Below are 23,101 nucleotides of genomic sequence, written 5' to 3' on the forward strand. Positions count from 1 at the left end.
ACTTACTTAGCCAGCAGTTCCTGACCTGTTTTAGCCACCAGTGCCAGCAGGATTTTGATATCTTCCAGCGTCACAGTTGGGTTCAACAGCGTCAGCTTCAGGCAGGTTACGCCGTTCGACTCAGTCACACCGACGTTAGCACGGCCGGATTCCAGCAGCGCATCACCGATTTTCTGGTTGAACAGGGCAACGTCAGCATCGCTGCTGTTGGCCATCTGCGCTGGGCGGTAGCGGTACAGCACGCTTGCCAGCTGTGGCTGCATAACCAGTTCCAGGTCCGCTTCTTCCGTCACGTACTGGGCTACTTGCTGTGCGAGCGTTACACCGTGATCGATGATCGCAGCATACTGTTTCTGACCCAGTGCTTCTAAGCCCATCCACAGTTTCAGTGCATCGAAACGACGGGTGGTCTGCAGTGACTTGGAAACCAGATTTGGTACGCCAGCCGCTTCATCAAACTCAGAGTTCAGGTAAGCCGCCTGATAGCGCATCAGCTCGTAGTGACGTGCATCTTTCAGCAAGAATGCGCCACAGCTGATGGTCTGGAAGTACTGCTTGTGGAAGTCCAGAGTGACGGAGTCCACCAGTTCCAGGCCATCCAGGTAATCACGATACTTCTCAGACAGCAGCAGTGCGCCACCCCATGCAGCATCAACGTGTACCCAGGTGTTGTGCTCAGCAGCAATACCTGCGATTTCGCGCAGTGGATCGATAGCACCTGCATCGGTAGTACCGGCAGTTGCCACGATAGCCAGAACCTGCTCGCCGTTCGCCTGCGCTTCAGCCAGTTTGGCTTTCAGATCGTTGACGTCCATGCGGGCGAATTCATCGGTTTTCACCAGCGTCACAGAGCGGTAGCCGAGGCCCATCAGCGCCATGTTCTTCTGTACAGAGAAGTGGGCGTTTTCAGAGCAGAACACTTTGATCTTTTTCAGATCGCCAGGCAGACCATCCTGCTGAACAGAGTGACCCTGACGTTTGAAGAAAGCATCACGCGCCAGCATCAGACCCATCAGGTTACTCTGAGTGCCGCCGCTGGTGAATACGCCAGCATCGCCAGCGGTGTAACCCACCTGTGCGCGCAGCCATTCGATCAGCTTCACTTCAATAATGGTTGCAGATGGGCTCTGATCCCATGAGTCCATGCTCTGGTTGGTGGCGTTGATCAGCACTTCCGCCGCCTGGCTTACGACCAGGCTTGGGCAGTGCAGGTGCGCCACACACTGCGGGTGGTGTACCAGCAGGCTGTCTTTCAGGAACAGTTCAATTGCACGTTCAATCGCGGCCTGGTTGCCCAGGCCCTGAGGATTGAAATCCAGCGCAATGCGCTCACGCAGTTCTGCAACGGTTTTGCCCTGATACATATAGGGCTGCTGCAACCAGTTAACAACAGCTTCGCTGGTTTGCGCGATTGCTTGCTGGTACGCCTCAATGCTCTCATTAGAGGCGGCCAGAATAGGATTTAACTCAGACATCTCGGTCAATTACTCCACTTAAACAGGTTTAACGCCTGCGGCGATCAGTGCCTGTTCAAATTTATCCAGGAAGATGTTGAGCTCTTCATTGGTGATCAGCAGCGAAGGCAGCAGACGCAGCACACAACCACCACGACCACCACGCTCCAGGATCAGACCCGCTTCGAAGCACTTCTTCTGCACCAGCGCAGAGAGATCGCCATCAGCCGGGTAGCAACCCATGTGGTCCTGAGCTTCGTTTGGTTTAACGAACTCGATACCAATCATCAGGCCCAGACCACGGATGTGGCCCATTACCGGGAAGCGTTTCTGCAGGTCGGCCAGTTTGCCTTTCAGCCACTCACCTTGTTCTGCTACTTTGCCCGCAATGTTCTGCTCTTTCAGCAGCTTCAGCGTGGTCAGGCCGGTAGCCATTGCCAGCTGGTTGCCACGGAAAGTACCGGTGTGGTGGCCAGGTGACCAGGCATCGAACTGCTTTTTGATACCCAGTACAGCCAGTGGCAGACCGCCACCTACAGCTTTCGACATCACGATGATGTCTGGCTGAATGCCAGCGTGTTCGAAGGCGAAGAACTTACCAGTACGTGCAAAGCCAGCCTGAACTTCATCGATGATCAGCAGAATGCCGTGCTCCTGCGTCACTTTACGGATGCGTTGCAGCCACTCAACTGGGGCTGGGTTCACACCACCTTCACCCTGAACGGCTTCCAGAATCACGGCCGCAGGTTTGCGTACGCCACTCTCAACGTCGTTGATCAGGTTTTCGAAGTAGTAAGTTGCCGCTTTCACGCCAGCTTCACCACCGATGCCAAACGGGCAGCGGTACAGGTGTGGGTAAGGCATGAACTGCACTTCTGGCATCATGCCGTCTACCGCTTCTTTCGGCGACAGGTTACCGGTGACTGACAGCGCACCGTGAGTCATACCGTGGTAACCGCCTGAGAAGCTGATAACGCCAGCGCGGCCAGTGACCTTTTTCGCCAGCTTCAGTGCCGCTTCAACAGCATCGGCGCCAGATGGGCCGGTAAACTGCAGGCAGTATTCTTTACCTTCGCCTGGCAGCTGTGCCAGCAGGTATTCAGAGAACGCATCTTTTAACGGCGTTGTCAGATCGAGAGTATGTAACGGCAAGCCGCTGGTAATGACATTTTGGATACTCTGCAGTACGTCCGGGTGGTTGTGGCCTAAAGCCAACGTGCCAGCACCGGCCAGGCAGTCAAGATATTGTTTATTCTCAACATCCGTGATCCATACTCCTTGCGCTTGCGCGATGGCTAAAGGCAATTTACGTGGATAACTTCGTACATTTGATTCAAATTCAGCCTGACGGGCCAAATAAGTCTCGTTGTTACGGTTTGCAGAATTAGCTTCTAAAGTGTCAATACGGACTTTATCCGTCATCATATCTCTCCTACAACCAAGGCTTCGTGATACGCCCCAATTGAATAATTGAATTAAAAGTAACCGATTAGGTAAAAAGCGCGGCCAATATAAGGCTTCTTTGCTTTAGGCTCAATACATTCTTTAAAAAATGCCTTTTTTTTATAGCTATCAATGAGTTGTTGATAAAATGACCGCTGTAAAACGCCGGGGAAATGTTACTTTATGGTTAATATTGCACGCTTGTTAAGTGTGGTTTTAACCTGTTGTCGTAAGTAAAGATGAGAATAAACAGCAGCTTCTGGCCGTCAGGAGATAAATAATCGTAATAAATACAGGGGGATTGATAGCGTGTGATTAACAATGCTTATTGGTTTTATGTTTTAGCCCTGCGTGCTGTTTTAGCGTTAGAAGAGGGTAAATTGGCAGGGCTGTAAATAAGGATTTCCAGTCACGGCATTGTTACGCATTATTACAGGCGCTTCAGGCCGCGTTCCCCTTGAGTGCCTGATCCGTCATCCACAGGCGGGCATCGAACTCTAACTGATGATAATCCGGTTCCATATGGCAGCAGAGTTGATAGAACGCCTTATCGTGGTTCTTCTCTTTGAGGTGTGCCAGCTCATGCACCACGATCATACGCAGAAAAGGTTCTGGGGCCTGGCGGAAGAAGGTCGAGATGCGGATTTCAGCTTTGGCTTTCAGCTGGTTTCCTTGCTGACGCGAAATGGCAGTATGTAACCCTAGCGCGTGTTGCATAACCTTGATTTTATTATCCCACTGCACTTTGCTGAGCGGTGCCGCCTTGCGCATAAAACGGTTTTTAAAATCCAGCGTGTAGTCGTACAGCGCTTTATCACTGCTGATCTCATGACGTCCTGGATAGCGTTTTTGCAGCACTTCGCTGAGGCGCTGCTGATCGATCAGCGTTTGCACCTGCGTGAGGAGATGTGCGGGGTAGCCTTGCAGGTAAATAAGCGAGGACATGAGGTTCCAGTAGCCGTAATGAAGAGGGGGATTAGCATAACATGAGACCGGCAAAGTTTGCCGGTCTCTGTGATCTATCGGGTATGACGTTTCATATCTAAATCGCTAATGGCCTGTTCCAGTCGCTCATCATCAACCATCAACCGGGTGTCATGCTGATCAAAGTCGCTGTCTGGATGTTCATCCTCGAGAAACAGCCCGATATCGGTAACAAAGCTGTTTAGTGTTTTGTTACGGCTGGCGATGTCTAACCCTTCACAGCAGCTCTTTTGCGAGAAGAAGAGCTGTGCCGCAACGAAATGGCTATGGATATTTTCCCGTGTGAGTGTGGCAAAGTCTTCCCTGGGGAGTTTATCCAGCACGGTGGCAATCCGGATGCTTAAGCCAGAGAGCGTGTTATCCCGCACTTCAGCCGCGTGAGCTTTCAGTAAATTGACGATGCTGGCTTTGGGGGCGAATTTTCCCTCACTCCAGCTGCGATCAAGGCTGTCCTGATAGGCTTTGGCAACGTTTAACGGGTCGCTGTTACTGCGGAGCAGGCGTTCTGGCGGCGGAGAGGCTTTGGGCTTTTTAGCCGATGGCTGCTCAACCTCTTGCTGATAACGTTTCGGTGGGGTAATGGTGCGTTTGGGACGCGAGGTAGCAAGGCTGCTGGTGGATTCTGTTGTGGTTTTTTCATCAGAGAGAACCACGCGGAAACTGGCCTTCTGGGGGTGTGATGCCAGAATGCGCCCCAGTTCTCCAGCCAGGGGACGATCGCAAAACAGTGTACCGGCCTGCATCTGTTCAAACAGGCCAGCGGGGAGGTGAGTGAGCTGGGGGTTCCCGCTGAAATCGACTGTAGCAACCTGTGAACTCAGCGTGATGTCTGGCAGTGAGGACAAATTACGGTGGGCAAGATTCAGTGTCGGTGAAGGTGAGGTTTGCTGCTGTAAAAAAAGCTCAGCAGCGTGAAAAGCCTGCAAAGAGCCCGTGGACATCTGTTCGCTACGCCAGGCAATGATCTTCTCGCGGTCGCTGTGGTTATCTTCTTTGGGCGGTATGTGGGTGCTGGAAACGGGGGCTGGTGTGGTTAATTTGATCATGCAGTTCACTCATTTTATTAAGAATTGCTGTGTAGGTAGCTGAGCGTCAGCCAGCAGCGAGTTGCGCGCCGCCGTCAGAGTGAGTGTTTTTCATGCGCGGAGAATTCATTTTGATGGCAGAAAGATCATCGTTGTCATAGACGCACGATTAGAGATCCGGCGGGAAAGGCAGTATACTGCGCGCCCCTTTTAGCGGGGTTACTATTCAACCACCTGTGCCATGTCGGAGATCTCATGAGCCAACTTGACCTGAACGATCGCTCGCTCGTTCTGCATCGTTTTCCGTTAATGCGCGAAGAGAGCCCGCTCCAGGCGTGGGATGCCGCCGATGAATATCTGCTGCAGCAGGAACTGCCTGCTGGCCCAGTGCTGATCTTCAACGACAGCTTCGGTGCATTAACCACCGCATTGGCCGATCGCGAAGTGTGGCAAATCAGTGATTCCTGGTTAAGTCAGCAGGCCACGCGCCAGAACTTGCAGATGAATCAGTTAGATGACTCCCGCGTCACCTTCCTTAGTAGCCTGGATGCATTGCCCGCATCGCCTGCGGTGGTGCTGATTAAAGTGCCAAAAACCCTCGCGCTGCTGGAACAACAGCTGTATGCACTGCGCCAGGTGGTAACGCCTGAGACGGTGATCCTTGCGGGCGCTCGTGCGAAAGAGATCCATAACTCCACGCTGCAGCTTTTCGAGAAGTACATCGGTGAAACCAAAACGTCACTGGCATGGAAAAAAGCGCGTCTGATTTACAGTACTTTCTCTAACCCTGCGGTACGTGAACTGGCAGACAGCAGCGTCTGGACGCTGGACGGCACCCCGTGGCAGATCCATAACCACGCGAACGTGTTTTCACGCGGTTCGCTGGATGTGGGCGCGCGCTTCTTCTTACAGCATCTGCCGGACCAGATTGAAGGTGAGATTGTCGATCTCGGCTGTGGTAATGGTGTGATCGGTATGCAGGCGCTGGCGCAGAACCCGGAAGCTGAAGTGCACTTCCTTGATGAGTCCTATATGGCGGTGGCTTCCAGCCAGCGTAACGTGGAACTCAACCTGCCGGATGACATGGCGCGCAGCCATTTCCACGTGAACAACATGCTCAGTGGCTATCCTTCTGACCGTCTGCATGCGGTACTGTGTAACCCGCCGTTCCATCAGCAGCATGCCGTGACCGATCACTTAGCGTGGCAGATGTTCCGTGATGCTAAACGCTGCCTGCAACACGGTGGTGAATTGCGCATCGTCGGTAACCGCCACCTGGATTACCACCACAAGCTGAAGAAGATGTTTGGTAACTGCACCCTGATCGCATCTAACCAGAAGTTTGTCGTCCTGCGTTCCGTAAAACTACGTTAACGGCGGCTGTGGCATTCGGCCTGGACGTGCCGAATGCCTAAATCTGCAACGCCAACTGGGTCGCCTGAGCGATCGCCCGGCGTGCATCCAACTCCAGCGCCACATCGGCTCCTCCAATCAAATGCAGGGGTTTTCCTGTGGCGCGTAATGCCGTTTCCAGCTCTCGTTGCGGCTCCTGCCCGGCACAAATTACCACATTATCTACCGCCAGCGTTTCAATATTGCTTTCACGCCGGATGGTCAGACCGCGATCGTCAATGGCCAGATACTCAATGCCGCCCCACATCAGCACCCCGCGTGATTGCAGGCTGGCACGGTGGATCCACCCGGTGGTTTTTGCCAGTGAGGCCCCGGGTTTGCCGGCTTTACGTTGCAGCAGCCAAATCTGACGCGGCGAGAGTTGAGGCTGTGGAGGGCATAATCCCCCGCGATGCTGGAGCTGAACATCAATCCCCCATTCCGCATACCACTGCTGCGGGCTTTCCTGCGGAGGTTGAGAGAGAAACTCTGCGGTGTCAAAGCCAATGCCCCCAGCACCAATAATCGCCACACGTGGGCCAACCGGCTGTTTATCGCGCAGCACATCGAGATAGCTCAGTACGCTGGGGTGATCGATACCAGGAATAGCAGGCATACGCGGGGCAATACCGCTGGCAAGAATCACTTCATCGGCCATCTGTACCCTGGTGGCCTCTACGCGGCAGCCGGTTATCACGGTAACACCCGCCTGCGCTAATTGATGGCGAAAATAGCGCAACGTCTCCCTAAACTCCTCTTTCCCTGGGATTTGGCAGGCAATCGTAAACTGCCCGCCAATTTCTGCGTTGGCTTCATACAGCGTCACCTTGTGGCCACGCTGTGCCGCTTGTAACGCAAAGGCCATACCCGCTGGCCCGGCTCCAATCACGGCGAGATTTTTTCGCGCCACCGCAGGGACAACCGGCATCAGCGTCTCGTGGCACGCGCGCGGGTTCACCAGGCAGGAGGTGGTTTTACCGACGAAAATTCGATCAAGACAGGCCTGATTACAGGCAATGCAGGTATTAATGCTATCGGCTTCGCCGCGTTGGGCTTTGCTGACAAAGGCGGCATCCGCCAGGAAGGGGCGCGCCATGGAGATCATATCAGCACTGCCCTCAGCCAACAGCGCTTCAGCCACGGCGGGATGATTAATACGGTTGGTGGCAATCACGGGCACTTTTACATGTTGTCGAAGCTGGCGCGCCACGCTGGCAAAAGCAGCGCGAGGCACGCTGGTGGCAATAGTAGGCACGCGTGCCTCATGCCAGCCAATGCCGGTGTTGAACAGGGTAACGCCACGCTTTTCCAGCTCACTGGCAAGCAGCAATGTTTCCGCCAGCGTGCTGCCGTTAGGGATTAAGTCCAGCATAGACAGGCGAAAAATCACGATAAATTCAGGCCCCGTGGCCTGACGTACGGCCTCTGTGACCGCCAGAGCAAAGCGCATGCGCTGCTGGAAATCGCCCCCCCATTCATCGTCACGCTGGTTGGTATGTGCCACCAGAAATTGATTAATCAGGTAGCCTTCTGAACCCATGATCTCCACGCCATCATATCCTGCTTGCTGTGCCAGGGCGGCACAGCGGGCAAAATCGGCGATAGTCTGCTGGACCTCAGCGGCTGTAAGGGCGTGTGGCTGACGTGGATTAATCGGGGCTTGCAAAGCAGAGGGCGCGACCAGCCCAGCGGAATAGCTGTAGCGTCCGGCATGGAGGATCTGCAAGGCAATTTTTCCACCCTGCTGGTGCACGGCTTCAGTCAGTGTGCGGTGCCAGGCACATTGATCGGCATGCTCCAGCACCGCGCCCCCTTCCGCCACAACGCCTGCCTGGTTTGGTGCTATACCACCGGTAATAATCAATGCAACGCCTTCACGCGCGCGCTCCGCATAGAACGCTGCCAGGCGCTCAGCGCCATCAGGGTGCTCTTCAAGGCCAGTGTGCATCGATCCCATCAGAAAACGATTTTTCAACTGGGTAAAGCCTAAATCGAGTGGGGTAAATAAATGCGGCAGATTGGCAGGCATAGCAGCACACTCACAAGTGGTCGGATGAGTTTACTGTAGCGGTTTAAAACCCGATGAACATCATGGCAATGCTGGGGTGTGAGAGACATCAAAAAAAAGCAGGGTAGGTGAGTTATGGGAGCAGATACTGCAATATCTGCTCCCATGCACGGGAAGATACTCACCCACCCCGCAATGACGGAAGGGTCGGCTAATGACTTAGCTCTTCTGTTTTTTCACTCCACACATCTTTTGGGCGCTACTTTTTGATGTGGCACTGACATCCCGCATCTTATGCAGCCGGTACTGACTAAGCAGCAAGTCCGGTCTTGATGTTTGTATGGGGAGAATTTTTTCTGCTATATCTGATGGGCAAAGATAAATTTATCCCATTGTAATCAAAGGAATCGTTGATGCATAAAACGTCAAGCTTTATGGCCTGTGGAGTGGCAGTGCTGCTGCTGGCTGGCTGTGCGCAGCCTTCGCAGCAGCAGGCTAATCAGCAACTGGCACAGCAATCTGTGATGGCTGCGAACTGGTTCCAACAGTCGGGTGAGTATCAGGCATTAACCTGGCAGGCGTTTAATCTGGCGCAGGTTTCCTTCGACCAGGCGTCCTCGTTAGATGGCAAACCGAAAGCGGTGATTGTTGATCTGGATGAAACCATGCTGGATAACAGCGCCTACAGTGCGTGGCAGGCGCAGCACGGCCAGCCGTTCACGGATAAAACCTGGTCTGCCTGGACTCAGGCAAAACAAGCGCTGGCGGTGCCGGGCGCGGTGGCTTTTGCACAACATGTGGATTCCCATGGCGGCACCGTATTTTATGTCTCCAATCGTGCACAGCAGGACTTTGCGGCGACCGTGGCGAATATGCAGCAGCTTGGCTTCCCGCGTGCGAATGCAGAAACAGTGCGGCTCAGCAGCGGCAACAGCAACAAACAGGAGCGGTTTGATGCGATCAAAAAAGCGGGTTACAACGTTGTGTTGTATGTCGGTGATAACCTGAATGACTTTGGCGGGGCCACCTGGCATCAGGATAACCGTCAACGACGCGCATTTGTGGCCAGCAACCATGCGCGTTTCGGTACCCAGTTTATCATCCTGCCGAATCCATTGTATGGCGACTGGGAAAGTGGCCTGGCTGCGGGCTATAACAAATTAACGCCGCAGCAGAAGCTGCAAGTTCGTGAAGAAAACCTGCGCAGCTGGAACGGCAAATAAGTGCATTTGGTTTGAGCGCTGGGGTGGCATATTCGTCTCAGCCCTGCAGCTCAGCAACCCAGAGTGTAAAATCCCAGTTTTTTCGCATAAAATCGGATATCGCGGATATCCGATTTTATTTAAGCGGGCATACTTAACGCGTTTTTTATTTCCCACTGGAGCGGGTGGGAGTCGGATCCAGGCAGTGAATCCTTCTGGTTACAGGGTTGAACCTATGCGCGTTAAGTTGTTTGAAGAGCACACAACGAAGAAAAATGTCCTTCTGCTGTACTTCACTACACTGCTGTTCTGTTTTGTTGGCAGCCATCTGCGTATTCCACAAGAGCTGTCACTGTTCTGGCCGGTCAACGCCATCATTAGTGGCCTGTTGATCCGTAATCCTTTCCTGCATAGCCTGCGTTATTACTGCGTTATTTTTGCTGCCATGGTGTTTAACGACACCGTGTTCTCGGGCTGGGCGCTGCAAGCGGTGACATTAAACATTGCTAACATGCTGTTTATTGTGACGATGGTTTCTATGCTGGTGCGCCATTTCCAGTCACGGCAGGGCAGCCTGTTGGTTAACAAGGCGCTGCGTATTTTCCCTGCCTGTCTGGTGGCTGCTCTGGTTTGTGCGGGTTGGGGCGCTTTAGCGCAAGGGCAACTGAGTTACATCACCTTTGCCACCGCCTGGGGGGACTGGTTCAGCGAGCAGTTCTCAACCGGGCTGATGCTGCTGCCGTTTCTCCTGACGCGGAGCTGGAATACATTTTTATCGCGTTCGCTGTTCTACCCCTCGCGCTTGCTACCGCTGCTGAGCGTGGTCATTTCACTCACCGTGGGTGCCCTGATTGGCGGAGCCGGGAGCCTGACGTTCCCGCTGCCAGCACTGATTTGGTGTGCGATTGTGCTGCCAGTCCCTTTGACCAATTTAATCATCCTGTTAACCGGCATCACGGAGATCATTCTGGTGGCGCATGGGGTGATGAATATTCAGGGGGAAGATGGCGTATTACCCCTTAGCCGCCTGACATCCGCCCGTCTGGGGGTGGCTACGGTCGCCATCAGCCCATTAATTGTTGCCGTCACGATGGAAACCATTCGTCAGCTTAATCAGCGGCTGGCGCTGCGCGCGAATTATGATTTCCTGACGCGCCTGCTTTCCCGCTCTGGCTTATACGAAGTGCTAAAAGATAAGCCGTTTACTCCGCAGCGAAAAACCGGCGTCATCCTGTTGGACGTCGACTATTTCAAGTCGATCAATGACAGTTTTGGTCATCATGCAGGTGATGAAGTGCTGGAGCAAATAGCCCGGAGAATCGAGCATCAGTCAGCCGCGGGAGACTGGGTTTGTCGTTTTGGTGGTGAGGAGTTTGTGGTGGTGGTGGATGAGCCACAAGCCAACGAACTCTACCTACTGGCAGAACGTATTCGTCAGTCCGTGGTGGCGGAGAAGTTCTGGGTACAGGGCAATACGGCGACGGTAACGGTGAGTATTGGTCTGGCGCAGGATGGAGCTTGCCAGGATCGTGACTGGCAGAGCCATATTCATCGGTTAATTACCGCAGCAGACAAAAACCTCTATCTCTCGAAACGTAATGGCCGCAATCAGACCTCGCCAGCACAGTTGCCTGTGACTAGCGAGGTAGCCTGAGGATGAAGCCTGAGTCAACACAGGCTTCCCCTATCAGACGCTGCTTTTTAACTGCGACTGCTGCTGATGGCGCTCCAGCGCCAGGTCAATCAGGCGGCTGATCAGATCCTGATAACTCACGCCTGCCGCCTGCCACAGCTTGGGATACATGCTGATATTGGTGAACCCCGGCAAAGTATTGACTTCATTGACGATAATCTCACCTTGTTCCGTGAGGAACACATCAACGCGCGCCATACCGAAGCACTCCAGTACGCTGAAGGCTTTCACTGCCAGTGAGCGGATCGCTTCGCTGGTGTCAGTCGGTAGCTGAGCAGGAGCCACCACTTCTGCACCGCTGGCGTTAATGTACTTGGTGTCGTAAGCATAGAAGGCATCGTGTACCACGATTTCGCCACAGGGGCTGGCTTCTGGCTGCTCGTTACCCAGCACAGCGCACTCAATTTCTCGTCCCTTAATGCCTTTTTCAATCAGGACTTTGCGATCGAAAGTAAAGGCCAGGTCCAGCGCCTGATCCAATTCTTGCTGGCTGGAGACTTTGCTCACGCCCACGGATGAGCCCTGGTTAGCTGGCTTAACAAACAGCGGGAAACCAAACTCAGCTACCAGCGCATCTTTATCCAGCGAATGACGTTGAGCCTGAGTCACAGCGACCCAAGGCGCGACAGCAATGCCTGCATCACGCAGCAGACGTTTGGTGAAGTCTTTATCCATGCTGACGGCGGAGCCCAGAACATCAGAGCCAACAAACGGCAGATTGGCTACACGCAGTAATCCCTGCAATGAGCCATCTTCGCCCAATGTCCCATGAACGATGGGAAAGACAACATCGACCTGACTTAACGGATGAGCATCATGACTGGTGATCAACTGCTGCCCGGTTTTACCCGGAACGAGGGCAATGTGTTCACCGCTCTGATTGAGGGCAATACGCTGCGGGTCCTGCGGATTAAGCAGATAGGTTGAGGCATCGTTACGGTGCCACTGGCCTTGTTTATCAATACCGAGAAGCTCCACATCGAAGCGTGATTTATCAATGGCTTCCAGGATGTTTTTGGCAGATTGTAATGAGACTTCATGCTCAGCAGACTTCCCACCAAACACAATCCCCACACGCAGTTTACTCATTGCTCGTTATCCGTATTCTGACGCAAAAATTTAAGATATCACGCCTGTGAGGCGACTTAAGCAGCCGGTTGAAATTCAGAGTGTTGTACCGTGAGAAAACGGGGAAGAGGGGGATTGTGCGGGGCGAGGGAGGAGGAAATGGAGAGTGCTGAACATGTCTGCTGGCAGGAATAACGCCAGATAACTGACACAAGGAGTGATGGATACGCATTTAGTCAGAAAGACAGAAGTGTAACGAGCTGTATTGACCAAATTTCAGCCTAAAAGACAGTAAATACAGTGGTGGAAATGAACTTATCGGTATGCGGATGAACATATCGCACCAGAGCATGAGGTCGTTCAGATCAACGAAGACCTGATGCTGAGATTTCTTCTTTTCATGCACGCCTGAGAAGAAGAGGATACCGCAATTGCGGATTTCACCTCTGGCTGATTAATGAAGTCAATAATGGAGCAGGCAATGACTTTTGTATCTCTTACTGCGCGCGTTCGTCGCCGTGGTCGCATTCTACACAACCATCACATCACTGCTACACAGAGTCGCCGACTGGACAACGGAACACTGACGCTGAATATCCGCTTTAGTCGTGGATGCATGGAACACACCGGAATTGCGCCTGGCGTGCGGGCTGATATCCTCCATGATGCTGATACGGATCTGTGGAAAGTCAAAATCGTGACAAATGGCGGTTTAAGCGTATTTGGTCATAAAAACCTGGCGGGAGAATACTCATCCTGCGCCATCAGCATTACTTTACAAGAAGGTTTTCCTACTATTTCCTCAGAGAAAAATGAGCGCGTGAAGATGTTTTCAATCGATGCTGAAACAGTATTACAAGCTGGTGAGGTCACTTTCCGACTTGGTTATATCTGAGTGCAAGTGAGTGATGATTTTTTTGTAGTAATAAAAGGAACTATTTTTCTGGCCTGTCAGAGAATGCTGCGTGTGTAATTATTCTGAGATTGAAGTTCAGGCGTTTATTCGGCAAGCACTGCCTCCGGTTATCACTTTTACCCTAAGGAATATCACGGTGGGCGAAGACTCACCGTTACAAGACTATTATGAAGTTATTGACCTTATTCTACTGAGTCAAAAGGTGTTCGAGGCGTTTAACATTGATGCGCAAGGTTTTTCGATAGAGCACTATACTCCTTGGATAGTGAGAGGCTTTTTCGCCCGAAAGCCTGCGGTTAACCTACGTTCTGCACTGACTATCGATATGTTTGTGCAGGCCGCACAGCAAGGCTACTGGCCAACATAGCTTAGCAAACTGCCCGCGCGGGCAGTTTTTTTCCGTTATTACCAGCCTTCTGATAATGACAATTGAAAGGATTTATTTTTCTCTGATTTAGCTTTAGTCAGATATTAAACCCTGTAAAGTCGCGGGTTTTATTGGTAGCAGTGAGTTTTTTATGCAGAAGTGAATTTTACGCTTTTTTTAATAATGTAAATCCTGCGTGTTTGTGTCATAAAGAAAGGGCAGAGGTATTCTGCATTATGACTTTATTAAACCAGTTAATATTTAACCACATGTAGGTGTAATTATGCGTTTACTTCTCTCTTCATTACTGTGTGCCTCGATTTTACTGCCCCTGTCTACCTCTTACGCGCAGGTGATTACCAAAGAACAGCAGCAGCAGGTAGAAAAGAAAGCCCTCGGCGGCGGAAAAGGCACCGTTGATGCCGCTTTCGCCTTCACGCGTGATAAAGCAAAGCCTGATGAGGCGATCAAAGAGCTGAGCTGGCTGACTGTGAAACCCGGCGACTCCATCGGCTACCACCAGCACAAAGATAACGAAGATGCCTACATCATCGTTTCTGGCGAAGGCACCTTCAAAGACACCGACGGTAAAGATTACCCAGTGAAAGCCGGGGACATCACTGTCGTGCGCAAAGGTGAATCCCACGGCCTGACCAACACCGGCAAAGTACCCTTGGTGATCGTGGATGTGATCGCAGCACAGCATTGATTTTTGGTTTTTGGGGCAGCTTCGGTGGGGCTGTTCTGAAGCTGGTGATGGCTGGGGTTAGTGGGGGGGCTGAAAATCCCGCGCGACACTTTTGCGACACTCCGTACATCACCAACAAAAAAGCCACCCATTAAGGTGGCTTTAATCTGCTGATTTCACAGCTAAATTTTGGTGGCCCCTGCTGGGCTTGAACCAGCGACCAAGCGATTATGAGTCCCAATTTAAAATCTGATAAAACAGTAACTTATTGATTTTTATGTTTTCTTTAGGCCGAATGGTGATGAAAAGTGACTTATAGCGTTGCGCTCTGCTGCCACTTTGCTGCCAATTAAGTCATTAAGAAATAATGAATGGATGTCCTCTCAAATATTTATTCATTTCTTAACGATTATATTGAGATTACTATCTAGATCTGAACGATTTGCTATAATTAATTTATCAACTAAATATTCTGCATTGTCAAAAACACTTATTTTTTTGATGGTAATTTTTACTGGTTTGCTTTCTGAGACAGGATCAGCCATATTCGATGCGTGGATCTTGATTTCTAAAGAACCAGAGGTTTTTTCTTTATCAAGGTCGAAAAACAAGTCAGTGAAAAATATTTCTTCATCATCTTGGTGACGCCACTGTTCGCATTCTAAAGAAAATGTTTTAACTGGAATTTCAGGGCGATTTTGATAATAGAAATTATTTGGTGATCTTGCGTTGCTATGTATTAAAGATGAGATATCTTTATGCCTTGGTATAGCTTGGGCGTAATTAAGTGGCATATCTCTTAAATTTGCTAGTCTATCGAAAATATTTCTCGTTTCCCACTCTCCTCTGGGAGCTTTTGGAGGTAGTGGAAGAGAAGGTCTTGAATTTATTTTTTCTTTTTCTTCGTTGTAAGGAGGTGGGGAAATGTAAAAATCACCCCTAGCAGTGAATGTTACTAAGGTATCCTCGGCTGGACGTGTACCGATGTTGGATAGTAACGCTTCGACCCTTGTAGGTATAATCGAGTTATTGAACTGTTTATGACACTCTTGTAGGTAAGCCTTACATTTCTGAATCCATTCTGGATATTTATCAACTCTGTATGTTGATATTTGTTCATCAGTGGCAGGAATGAATTTTTTTTCAATTCCCATCCCCATGCTCATTGCAAGATCATAAATAGACGTGGGTCTGTTTTTGTCTTCTTGGTTACCAAAATCTGTTTCTAATGGAATGTTATCAACAATCTTTTCAACTAAAAAAGATAGTTGTTCATCGGTTAATGGGTCATAAATAATCTTCTCTATATTTTTTATCTCGGATCCGTCTAACGTGTGATTCTTAAATTTAATGCTAACGATAGGTTCTGTTTTTTTTAATCGTGATATTTCTGTTTTTAGTTTTGTTATCTCTTTATCTGATTCACTGGTCTCAGGAGCCATTAACCATTCATCTGGAATTGGGATGAATTCGACTCCAACCATAGCAGCTGAAGCCATAGGCCCTGTATCATGTGTGAGAAGAAATGCCTTTTTATTATTATGTGGATCAGAAAAAGAAGACACGATACCAACGAGTTGGTCATCTCTTTCGCTATATGTTAGCTGATCTGATAGGGATTCATCAGGTTTTATATCTTGTCTGATGTATAATCGAACAATAGGTTTTTTACTAAGTACTTCTCGATATTTTTCTTCAGAAAGGAGTATTTCTCGGAACATACTAGAGGTGGCTCTCGCTCGCTTGGCTAGTCTTGTATTGCCACCACCTTTTTGTCTGTCTATTTCTGCTTGTACAGGGCGAGAAATTATCAAACATACCTCATCATAGTCATTCCACTTCGACCAGTTGATTTCATTAATTGGTTTGCATTGAATGAATAAATTAGTATCGGGAAATAGATAAACTTTTGAGTTCACGGTTTTATTCCATTGGTTTTTGAGTTTTAGCTATTTTTGCATATGATCCAAGGGATTAAGCAGCATAGCCTCTGAAAGGTGGTCAGGAGCAAAATGTGCATATCTCATAGTAACCTTGATATCTGTATGACCTAATATCCGCTGAAGTACCAGAATATTGCCACCATTCATCATGAAGTGAGAAGCGAAAGTATGGCGCAAAACGTGCGTAAGCTGCCCAGCTGGCGTCTCGATACCGGCGCGTTGCATGGCCTTTCTGAAGGCTGAGTAGCATGGTTTAAAGAGCAACTGCGCTTTTCTGCTGGATGGCAGATCAGCCTGTAATTTTTCAGTTATCGGCACCGCGCGGTTTTTCTTGCCTTGAGTTTTCATGTAGATGATCTGACCGGCGCGGATTAGGTTTCCCTTCAAACCTTCCGCTTCACTCTAGCGTGCTTCAGGTGTCAGGCATATTTTTACTACAGCTATTAAATCTTTATAACGGCTTTTTTCGTATTCGGCTAGTAATGTGTGTATTTCTTCAATCGTGAGATAAGCCATCTCTGACTCACCGATATTAAATTCACTTACATTTTCAAGTGGATTAGGGACGGTTCATTCATCCAGTCGGCGTAGTTCATTGAACATCGCTCTGAAATAAGCCAGCTCAAGATTAACGGTGCGGGGGGTACTGTCTTCACTCGACTTGAACGGGTGATCTTCCCACTCAGTCGCTGCTCACGATAGGCCGCGAAAATCTTCGCGTTGAATTCTGTTGCCAGCGGGTTTCCCATCTCGTCGCATGCGAATGTCATCGTAGTCTGACGTTTCTCACCATCAGCTAAAGTGATGCCGTGAGAGTTAAACCACTGTTCGACTAAGTCAATGACTCTACGCTTATCAGTTTTTTTGCCTGGCCATGGCTTGGAGTGGGTAATGCACTTATTAAAGCCACCATTCATTTCTATGTCCTCTATCGTTTGCGATAGTCTTCGTAGCAGGTATTATTTTGCACACTGCATTCCAAAATTGAATTTTTGCATGTGCACATTTGCACAATGGACGCTATCTCCCCGAGGGCTTCATGACTAACACTAACGTCTCTCAAACGGCTGCCTTTATCTGGTCGGTGACCGATCTGCTGCGCGGTGATTTCAAGCAGTCTCAGTACGGGAGCGTGATCCTACCCTTTACGCTGCTGCGTCGCCTTGAGTGTGTATTAGCAGAGACCAAAGACGCGATTGTGGCGAAATATGATGAATTAAAAACCAGCCCACTGCCGGAGGATGCCAAAGAGAAATTTCTGCTGCGCGCCAGCACACTTTCCTTCTTCAACACCTCGAAGATAGATCTGGCCAAGATGGATCAGCACGACATCAAAGCCAACCTGGAAAGCTACGTACAAACGTTCTCCCCGGACGCGCGTGAGATCTTTGAACACTTCAAATTCAGTGAGCTTGTCAGCCTGCTGGAAGATGCCAACCTGCTGTTCAAAGTGGTGAAGAAATTTGCCACCACCGATCTTAGCCCAACAGCGATCTCCAACTATGAAATGGGCCTGGTGTTTGAAGAGCTTATCCGTCGTTTCGCAGAAAGCTCTAACGAGACTGCTGGTGAGCACTTCACTCCACGCGATATCGTGCGTATGACCACCTCGCTGGTGTTTATGGAAGATGACGAAGCGCTGACGCAGGACGGTATCATCCGCACCATTTATGACCCGACGGCCGGTACCGGCGGCTTCCTTTCTGCGGGCGTGGAATATGTTCATGAGCTGAACCCTAACGCGGTCATGCATGCTTTTGGTCAGGAGCTCAATCCGGAATCCTACGCTATCTGTAAAGCCGATATGCTCATCAAAGGCCAGGACGTCAGCCGTATTAAGCTGGGTAACACCCTCTCTAACGACAAGCTGCCACAGGACCAGTTCGACTACATGCTTTGCAACCCACCGTTTGGCGTGGACTGGAAGAAGATTGAGGGTGAGATTAACGACGAACATACGCAGAAAGGCTTTAACGGTCGCTTTGGTCCGGGCCTGCCGCGTGTTTCCGACGGCTCGCTGCTGTTCCTGATGCACCTGATCAGCAAAATGCGCGACAACCACAATGTGGACGGCAGCGTGAGCAACGGCGGGCGGATCGGGATTATCCTTAACGGCTCTCCACTGTTTACCGGCGGGGCGGGCAGCGGTGAAAGTGAAATCCGTCGCTACATTCTGGAAGCCGATTTGCTGGAAGGCATTGTCGCGCTGCCAACGGACATGTTCTACAACACCGGCATTGCCACCTACATCTGGATCCTCTCCAACAAAAAAGCACCTGAGCGTAAAGGCAAAGTACAGTTGATTGATGGCACCAACTTGTGCGGCAAAATGCGTAAATCGCTGGGTTCTAAGCGTAACCTGATAGGCGAAGACGACATCAAGTTGATAACGCAGACCTTTGGTGAGTTTGAAGTGGTAGATACCACTACCCTAGAAGAACTGGGTCTGGAAAAAGACGCCGAGCAAAAATCCAGCCGTGGCCGCCAGCCAGCGACGGCTAAAACTGAAACGCCGAAAACCTTCGCCAGTAAAATATTTAACAGCACCGACTTTGGCTATCGCCGCCTGACCATTGAGCGCCCGCTGCGTTTATCTGCTCAGGTGACGGATGAGGCGATTGCGACTTTGCGTTTTGCGCCGAAGCCTTTTAACGCGCCGATGGAACGCCTGTATGAAGAGTTCACACCCCAATGGCAGGAAAATAGTTATGGTGATTTCTCCGAGCTGGAAACCGATGCACGTGCTATCATCAAAGCCGAATTTGCTGAATTAAAAGAGAAACAAATTAAAGATCTGCTCGATAGCAAACTGTGGCTGGCGCAGCGCGGGTTGATGGAAAAAGCACAGCAGATTCAGGAGGCACTGGGTACGCAGGCGGGTGGCAAAACGCTGATGAGTAATGACTTTAACCAGTTCCAGCTGACCCTGAAAGGAGCCATCAAAACGGCTGGCGTGAAGCTGGATGTAAAAGAGAATAAGCAGTTTATCGATGCCACCACCACGAAAAACCCGGATGCCGAGCCGGTAGTGAAGAAAGTGTTGAAAGAAGCCGCCCAGCCGCTTTACGGGGCATTTGAGTACAAAGGCAAAGTGGTGGAGTTTGAACAAGACGGCGAGCTACGTGATAACGAAAACGTACCGCTGAACCCGGCGATACCCACCAGTGACCTGATTGAAAATTACTTAAAATCAGAAGTGCTGCCATTGGTAGCTTATTCTTGGATTAATGCCGAAAAGAGAGATAATAAAGATAATAATGTCGGGGTAGTTGGTTATGAGATTAACTTTCATTCCTGTTTTCAACGAAAACGCTATAGAGATAAGCTTCTTCAAGGAAAAATAGTTCGTTTAAAAGAAATAGTGAAAAAAAACAATTCCGGGTCTTACGTATTAGATCAATTTACTGGAAGGATAAATGAATTCTCTTCCTTAAGTGAAAAGAGAATAGCACTCAATCCAGTTCGCTTTGATTTTCACAATGAAACTCTCCTCCCTGATTTTTATAATATACTTTTACAACAGGAAGAAGGTGTAGACTGGCTTAGAAATAACTTCAATCCCCTTTGTCATTATTCAATGAATATATCAATGTCAGCATGGCTAAATACGAGGATCTCGCTTCCAGTCGTAGGTAATCAGTCAAGGTTAATAGAGTTATGGAATGAGTGTGAGGCAGTATTGTCTCGGGTCTCTTTAATTAAAAAATCTGTTTTTTCAAATTTTAATTCGGCACAAGAACAATTATTACCATATCAAAGTGTTGCGCAAAGATATGAACAAGAATTCTCAGCGATGCTGCCTACACCTTTAGCCATTCTGTGGGAGTTAGCAGAGTCAAAATTTAATAATAGGGAGAGGTGTGAGGCTTTTATCAAGTTTTTTGAATATCTTGGTTTGTATTTCGTTTCATTTATTTTTGGTTATAAAAAGCCGTCAATAGGATTTTTTTGTAGAAAGAAAAAAGACTTGCCAGATATCACAATGGCCTTTGGCTATAATCGAATTAATGATTATAAAAATATGTTTGATTTAAGTGATGGTAATGTCAGCTTGATATGTAGTGACGAGATTGTAAACATTCTCCATGAAGCTACTAAGCTACGAAATGATATTTCTCATAGAGGGTTGCCGTCTACTATAGCTGTAAATTCAACTAAAGAACTTGTTGAGCGTTTAGTTAATCGTATGCAACTTGAATGTCGAGAGTTTTTTGAAATTACCACTCTTATAAGACCAATTCAAGCAAAATTCGATGGAAGTGGTTTTTTGAATGAAGTTGAGGTTCTTAAAGGGTTGGGAATTAACCCGAGTAAAACCACACAATTCAAGACTTCTGAGCCTATGATATCCGGAGAGTTATATCTTGCACATAGTGATTTAGCGGGCAATGAAAATATAATCGTAACAAAAATTTTTCCTTTGATGGTCATGAGAGAAACTTTACCTGAAAGTGATATAATGGGTTTTTACTTCTACAGTGACATTTTTGACGATAATATTCGTTTTGTTTGTCCTTATCCTAACGTTACAACTTACACATTTATTGAGAAAAAAATTATTACAGATAGCCTGGGGTGAATTGCCTTGCATAGTTAGGATCTCTGATAAAAAATTAGATTTATCACTAGTTATTTCCTCAAAAAAATAAATCTTGGGATATGAGGACATTCAGTGTAATGCGTTTGACGCCTGCAGCTAACAAGCTTATGATCCAGCTTAATTTCTTTTCCGCATAAGGGACAGATATGGGTAACAGAATGTGGATGATTCGCGGCGATGGTGGCAAACTCTATGACGATTTTCGCGATAAACAAATTGTAGGTATTGGTTGGTCGCAACTGGCTCCATTGGTCAAATCCGGCCTGACCCGATCCCAGTTACTCGCCTTATACCAGAAAGTAGATCCCTTAACGAAGCTGGGAAGTGCCCGTTCTGGTGCATCACAGGTCTGGCGTTTTGTGAATGAAATCCAAAAGGGTGATTGGGTTATTACCTATTCGCCAGCCAATCGTACTTATCTGTTAGGCAAAGTTACTTCCGACTTCCAATATCATCCAGAATGGGTGGAGGAGGGGATGGGGATTGCTCGACAGGTTAAATGGAATACTGAAGAAATCGACCGCGATCGTTTGACTGTTGCGACCAAAAATACACTGGGCTCTACGCTGACAGTTTTCCAGCTTCCAGAGTATGCGCTAATAGAGCTTTTACAGGATAAGAAATCCGCAGTAGTCGTTATTACTCAGAATTCAGTTCGAATGGATGAGGATGAAGTTGTTTCAGATCCGCTTCGTGATATGGAAATGCTTGCGTTTGAGGGTATTAAAGATCGTATTAACTCACTTGACTGGGATGAGATGCAGGACCTTGTTGCCGGCGTCTTACGCAGCATGGGATATAAAACTCAGGTGTCTCCTGCTGGAGCCGATAGGGGTAAAGACATCATCGCTTCACCTGATGGATTTGGCTTTGAAAATCCTCGTATTATCGTTGAGGTAAAACACCGCAGAGAACAGATGGGAAGTCAGCAAATCCGTAGCTTTATTGGCGGCCGTCATAAAGACGACCGTGGGCTTTATGTCAGTACCGGTGGCTTCACTAAGGATGCTCGTTATGAAGCCGATCGTTCGACGATACCGCTGACGCTTTGGACGCTAGATGACCTTGTCAGAGCGCTTATCGAAAACTATGAGCAAGTCGATATTGACACTAAGTTGCTGGTGCCTCTCAAAAAAACCTATATTCCCGCCAAAACTTAGTTTCGACAGCGGTTAAGATGCATGATTGGGTCGCCTAAAGGCGGCTTTTTGTCCGGCATTAAGCGTTTATTAATCTCATTGAATGTAGATGGACATTAACCTGACACACCCACCGCTCTCCTCAACTGTTTCTCACTCGCAGTATTCATTTCTTTGTCCCATACCGGTTGCGATAGTCCCTGTAGCAGGTATGATTTTGCGCAATGCATTCCAAAACCGAATTCTTGCCTCTGCATTTTTGCAGTATGGCTGCGATCTTCCCGAGGGTTTCATGACTAACACTAACTTTTCTCAAACGGCTGCGTTTATCTGGTCGGTCGCTGACCTGCTGCGCGGCGATTTTAAGCAGTCTCAATATGGGCGTGTTATCCTGCCCTTTACGCTGTTGCGTCGCCTGGAGTGTGTGCTGGCGGAGACCAAAGATGCGGTGGTGGCGAAATACGATGAATTAAAAAACAGCCCGCTGCCGGAAGATGCCAAAGAGAAGTTTCTGCTGCGTGCCAGCAAGCTTTCCTTCTTCAACACCTCGAAGATGGATCTTGGCAAGATGGGCCAGAACGACATCAAAGCCAACCTGGAGAATTACGTTCAGTCGTTCTCGCCCGATGCCCGTGAAATCTTCGAACATTTCAAATTCAGTGAGTTTGTCGGCCTGCTGGAAGATGCCAACCTGCTGTTCAAAGTGGTGAAGAAATTTGCCACCACCGATCTAAGTCCAAAAGCGATTTCCAACCATGATATGGGGCTGGTGTTTGAAGAGCTTATCCGTCGTTTTGCGGAAAGCTCCAACGAGACCGCCGGTGAGCACTTCACCCCCCGCGATATCGTGCGTCTGACCACCTCTCTGGTGTTTATGGAAGATGATGAAGCGTTGACGCAGGACGGTATCATCCGCACCATTTATGACCCAACGGCCGGGACTGGCGGCTTCCTCTCTTCAGGCATGGAATATGTGCACGAGCTGAACCCTAATGCGGTGATGCGTGCCTTTGGTCAGGAGCTGAACCCGGAATCCTACGCTATCTGTAAAGCCGACATGCTGATCAAAGGTCAGGACGTCAGCCGTATTAAGCTGGGTAACACACTCTCTAACGACCAGTTACCGCTGGATCAGTTTGACTACATGCTCTCTAACCCGCCGTTTGGCGTGGACTGGAA

The 23,101-nt window shown here is 49.2% G+C and carries 15 protein-coding genes and 2 pseudogenes; 9 read left to right on the top strand and 8 right to left on the bottom strand.

Features of this window, described 5'->3' with window-relative positions:
- Window positions 1-2: 2 nt before the first annotated feature.
- The 4 genes from B880_RS0110985 to B880_RS0111000 form a co-directional block, all read right to left on the bottom strand.
- Entirely contained in the window at window positions 3-1,475 is a 1,473-nt protein-coding gene (locus B880_RS0110985; RefSeq protein ID WP_017347459.1) for a pyridoxal phosphate-dependent decarboxylase family protein, read from the bottom strand.
- Between the two features lie 18 nt (window positions 1,476-1,493).
- Complete coding sequence (locus B880_RS0110990; RefSeq protein ID WP_026042573.1) at window positions 1,494-2,879, bottom strand: diaminobutyrate--2-oxoglutarate transaminase; 1,386 nt, start codon at window positions 2,877-2,879, stop codon at window positions 1,494-1,496.
- A gap of 459 nt (window positions 2,880-3,338) precedes the next feature.
- Window positions 3,339-3,842, bottom strand: coding sequence for a M48 metallopeptidase family protein (locus B880_RS0110995; RefSeq protein ID WP_017347461.1), 504 nt, complete (start codon window positions 3,840-3,842; stop codon window positions 3,339-3,341).
- Between the two features lie 74 nt (window positions 3,843-3,916).
- Window positions 3,917-4,927, bottom strand: coding sequence for a hypothetical protein (locus B880_RS0111000; protein WP_017347462.1), 1,011 nt, complete (start codon window positions 4,925-4,927; stop codon window positions 3,917-3,919).
- A 234-nt stretch (window positions 4,928-5,161) separates the two neighbouring features.
- Between B880_RS0111000 and rlmG the strand changes: the two genes are divergently transcribed.
- Window positions 5,162-6,280 carry a 23S rRNA (guanine(1835)-N(2))-methyltransferase RlmG gene (gene rlmG / locus B880_RS0111005; protein WP_017347463.1) on the top strand — a complete coding sequence of 373 codons (1,119 nt, stop codon included), beginning with the start codon at window positions 5,162-5,164 and terminating at the stop codon, window positions 6,278-6,280.
- 37 nt (window positions 6,281-6,317) lie between these two features.
- Here rlmG and B880_RS0111010 read toward each other — a convergent pair whose 3' ends face one another.
- Window positions 6,318-8,327: an NADPH-dependent 2,4-dienoyl-CoA reductase gene (locus tag B880_RS0111010; protein WP_017347464.1), complete on the bottom strand. Its 2,010-nt coding sequence runs from the start codon at window positions 8,325-8,327 to the stop codon at window positions 6,318-6,320.
- A 392-nt stretch (window positions 8,328-8,719) separates the two neighbouring features.
- Here B880_RS0111010 and B880_RS0111015 point away from each other — a divergent pair, with 392 nt between their 5' ends.
- Window positions 8,720-9,529 carry a 5'-nucleotidase, lipoprotein e(P4) family gene (locus B880_RS0111015; RefSeq protein ID WP_017347465.1) on the top strand — a complete coding sequence of 270 codons (810 nt, stop codon included), beginning with the start codon at window positions 8,720-8,722 and terminating at the stop codon, window positions 9,527-9,529.
- Window positions 9,530-9,743: 214 nt separating this feature from the next.
- Window positions 9,744-11,162, top strand: a complete 1,419-nt coding sequence (locus B880_RS0111020) for a GGDEF domain-containing protein (RefSeq protein ID WP_017347466.1) — start codon at window positions 9,744-9,746, stop codon at window positions 11,160-11,162.
- A 33-nt stretch (window positions 11,163-11,195) separates the two neighbouring features.
- Here B880_RS0111020 and ddlA read toward each other — a convergent pair whose 3' ends face one another.
- On the bottom strand, window positions 11,196-12,290 hold the full coding sequence (ddlA, locus tag B880_RS0111025) for a D-alanine--D-alanine ligase (RefSeq protein ID WP_017347467.1): 1,095 nt from the start codon (window positions 12,288-12,290) through the stop codon (window positions 11,196-11,198).
- A 460-nt stretch (window positions 12,291-12,750) separates the two neighbouring features.
- On the opposite strand from ddlA, the gene B880_RS0111030 reads away from it, so the two are divergent.
- The 3 genes from B880_RS0111030 to B880_RS0111040 all read left to right on the top strand — a co-directional run bounded on the left by B880_RS0111030 (window position 12,751) and on the right by B880_RS0111040 (window position 14,261).
- The gene (locus B880_RS0111030) at window positions 12,751-13,164 is read left to right on the top strand and encodes a hypothetical protein (protein WP_026042574.1); all 414 of its coding nucleotides are present in this window, start codon (window positions 12,751-12,753) and stop codon (window positions 13,162-13,164) included.
- 70 nt (window positions 13,165-13,234) lie between these two features.
- Window positions 13,235-13,552: a DUF1493 family protein gene (locus B880_RS0111035; RefSeq protein ID WP_017347469.1), complete on the top strand. Its 318-nt coding sequence runs from the start codon at window positions 13,235-13,237 to the stop codon at window positions 13,550-13,552.
- Between the two features lie 283 nt (window positions 13,553-13,835).
- Complete coding sequence (locus B880_RS0111040; protein WP_017347470.1) at window positions 13,836-14,261, top strand: cupin domain-containing protein; 426 nt, start codon at window positions 13,836-13,838, stop codon at window positions 14,259-14,261.
- Window positions 14,262-14,635: 374 nt separating this feature from the next.
- Here B880_RS0111040 and B880_RS0111045 read toward each other — a convergent pair whose 3' ends face one another.
- Both B880_RS0111045 and B880_RS24940 read right to left on the bottom strand, forming a co-directional pair.
- Window positions 14,636-16,159 (bottom strand): PIN domain-containing protein, encoded by a 1,524-nt coding sequence (locus B880_RS0111045; protein WP_017347471.1) that lies wholly within the window; start codon window positions 16,157-16,159, stop codon window positions 14,636-14,638.
- Between the two features lie 30 nt (window positions 16,160-16,189).
- A pseudogene (locus B880_RS24940) lies at window positions 16,190-17,064 on the bottom strand (phage integrase); the annotation flags it as partial.
- A gap of 158 nt (window positions 17,065-17,222) precedes the next feature.
- Here B880_RS24940 and B880_RS27265 point away from each other — a divergent pair.
- The 3 genes and pseudogenes from B880_RS27265 to B880_RS0111065 all read left to right on the top strand — a co-directional run.
- Window positions 17,223-19,484: pseudogene (locus B880_RS27265) on the top strand (type I restriction-modification system subunit M); the annotation flags it as partial.
- A 1,445-nt stretch (window positions 19,485-20,929) separates the two neighbouring features.
- Complete coding sequence (locus tag B880_RS0111060; protein ID WP_017347473.1) at window positions 20,930-21,943, top strand: restriction endonuclease; 1,014 nt, start codon at window positions 20,930-20,932, stop codon at window positions 21,941-21,943.
- Window positions 21,944-22,214: 271 nt separating this feature from the next.
- A partial coding sequence (locus tag B880_RS0111065; RefSeq protein ID WP_017347474.1) for a type I restriction-modification system subunit M occupies window positions 22,215-23,101 on the top strand: 887 nt, incomplete at its 3' end.

This window comes from Pantoea sp. A4 (assembly GCF_000295955.2).
In the GTDB taxonomy this organism is placed as follows: Bacteria; Pseudomonadota; Gammaproteobacteria; order Enterobacterales; family Enterobacteriaceae; genus Pantoea; species Pantoea multigeneris.

What these genes read in the sequence shown, in the direction of transcription:
- B880_RS0111040 (WP_017347470.1), top strand. Translation starts at nt 13,836, where the DNA reads ATGCGTTTACTTCTCTCTTCATTACTGTGTGCCTCGATTTTACTGCCC.
- B880_RS0110985 (WP_017347459.1), bottom strand. Translation starts at nt 1,475, where the DNA reads ATGTCTGAGTTAAATCCTATTCTGGCCGCCTCTAATGAGAGCATTGAG.
- B880_RS0111000 (WP_017347462.1), bottom strand. Translation starts at nt 4,927, where the DNA reads ATGATCAAATTAACCACACCAGCCCCCGTTTCCAGCACCCACATACCG.
- B880_RS0110995 (WP_017347461.1), bottom strand. Translation starts at nt 3,842, where the DNA reads ATGTCCTCGCTTATTTACCTGCAAGGCTACCCCGCACATCTCCTCACG.
- B880_RS0110990 (WP_026042573.1), bottom strand. Translation starts at nt 2,879, where the DNA reads ATGATGACGGATAAAGTCCGTATTGACACTTTAGAAGCTAATTCTGCA.
- B880_RS0111060 (WP_017347473.1), top strand. Translation starts at nt 20,930, where the DNA reads ATGGGTAACAGAATGTGGATGATTCGCGGCGATGGTGGCAAACTCTAT.
- B880_RS0111010 (WP_017347464.1), bottom strand. Translation starts at nt 8,327, where the DNA reads ATGCCTGCCAATCTGCCGCATTTATTTACCCCACTCGATTTAGGCTTT.
- B880_RS0111020 (WP_017347466.1), top strand. Translation starts at nt 9,744, where the DNA reads ATGCGCGTTAAGTTGTTTGAAGAGCACACAACGAAGAAAAATGTCCTT.
- ddlA (WP_017347467.1), bottom strand. Translation starts at nt 12,290, where the DNA reads ATGAGTAAACTGCGTGTGGGGATTGTGTTTGGTGGGAAGTCTGCTGAG.
- B880_RS0111030 (WP_026042574.1), top strand. Translation starts at nt 12,751, where the DNA reads ATGACTTTTGTATCTCTTACTGCGCGCGTTCGTCGCCGTGGTCGCATT.
- rlmG (WP_017347463.1), top strand. Translation starts at nt 5,162, where the DNA reads ATGAGCCAACTTGACCTGAACGATCGCTCGCTCGTTCTGCATCGTTTT.
- B880_RS0111015 (WP_017347465.1), top strand. Translation starts at nt 8,720, where the DNA reads ATGCATAAAACGTCAAGCTTTATGGCCTGTGGAGTGGCAGTGCTGCTG.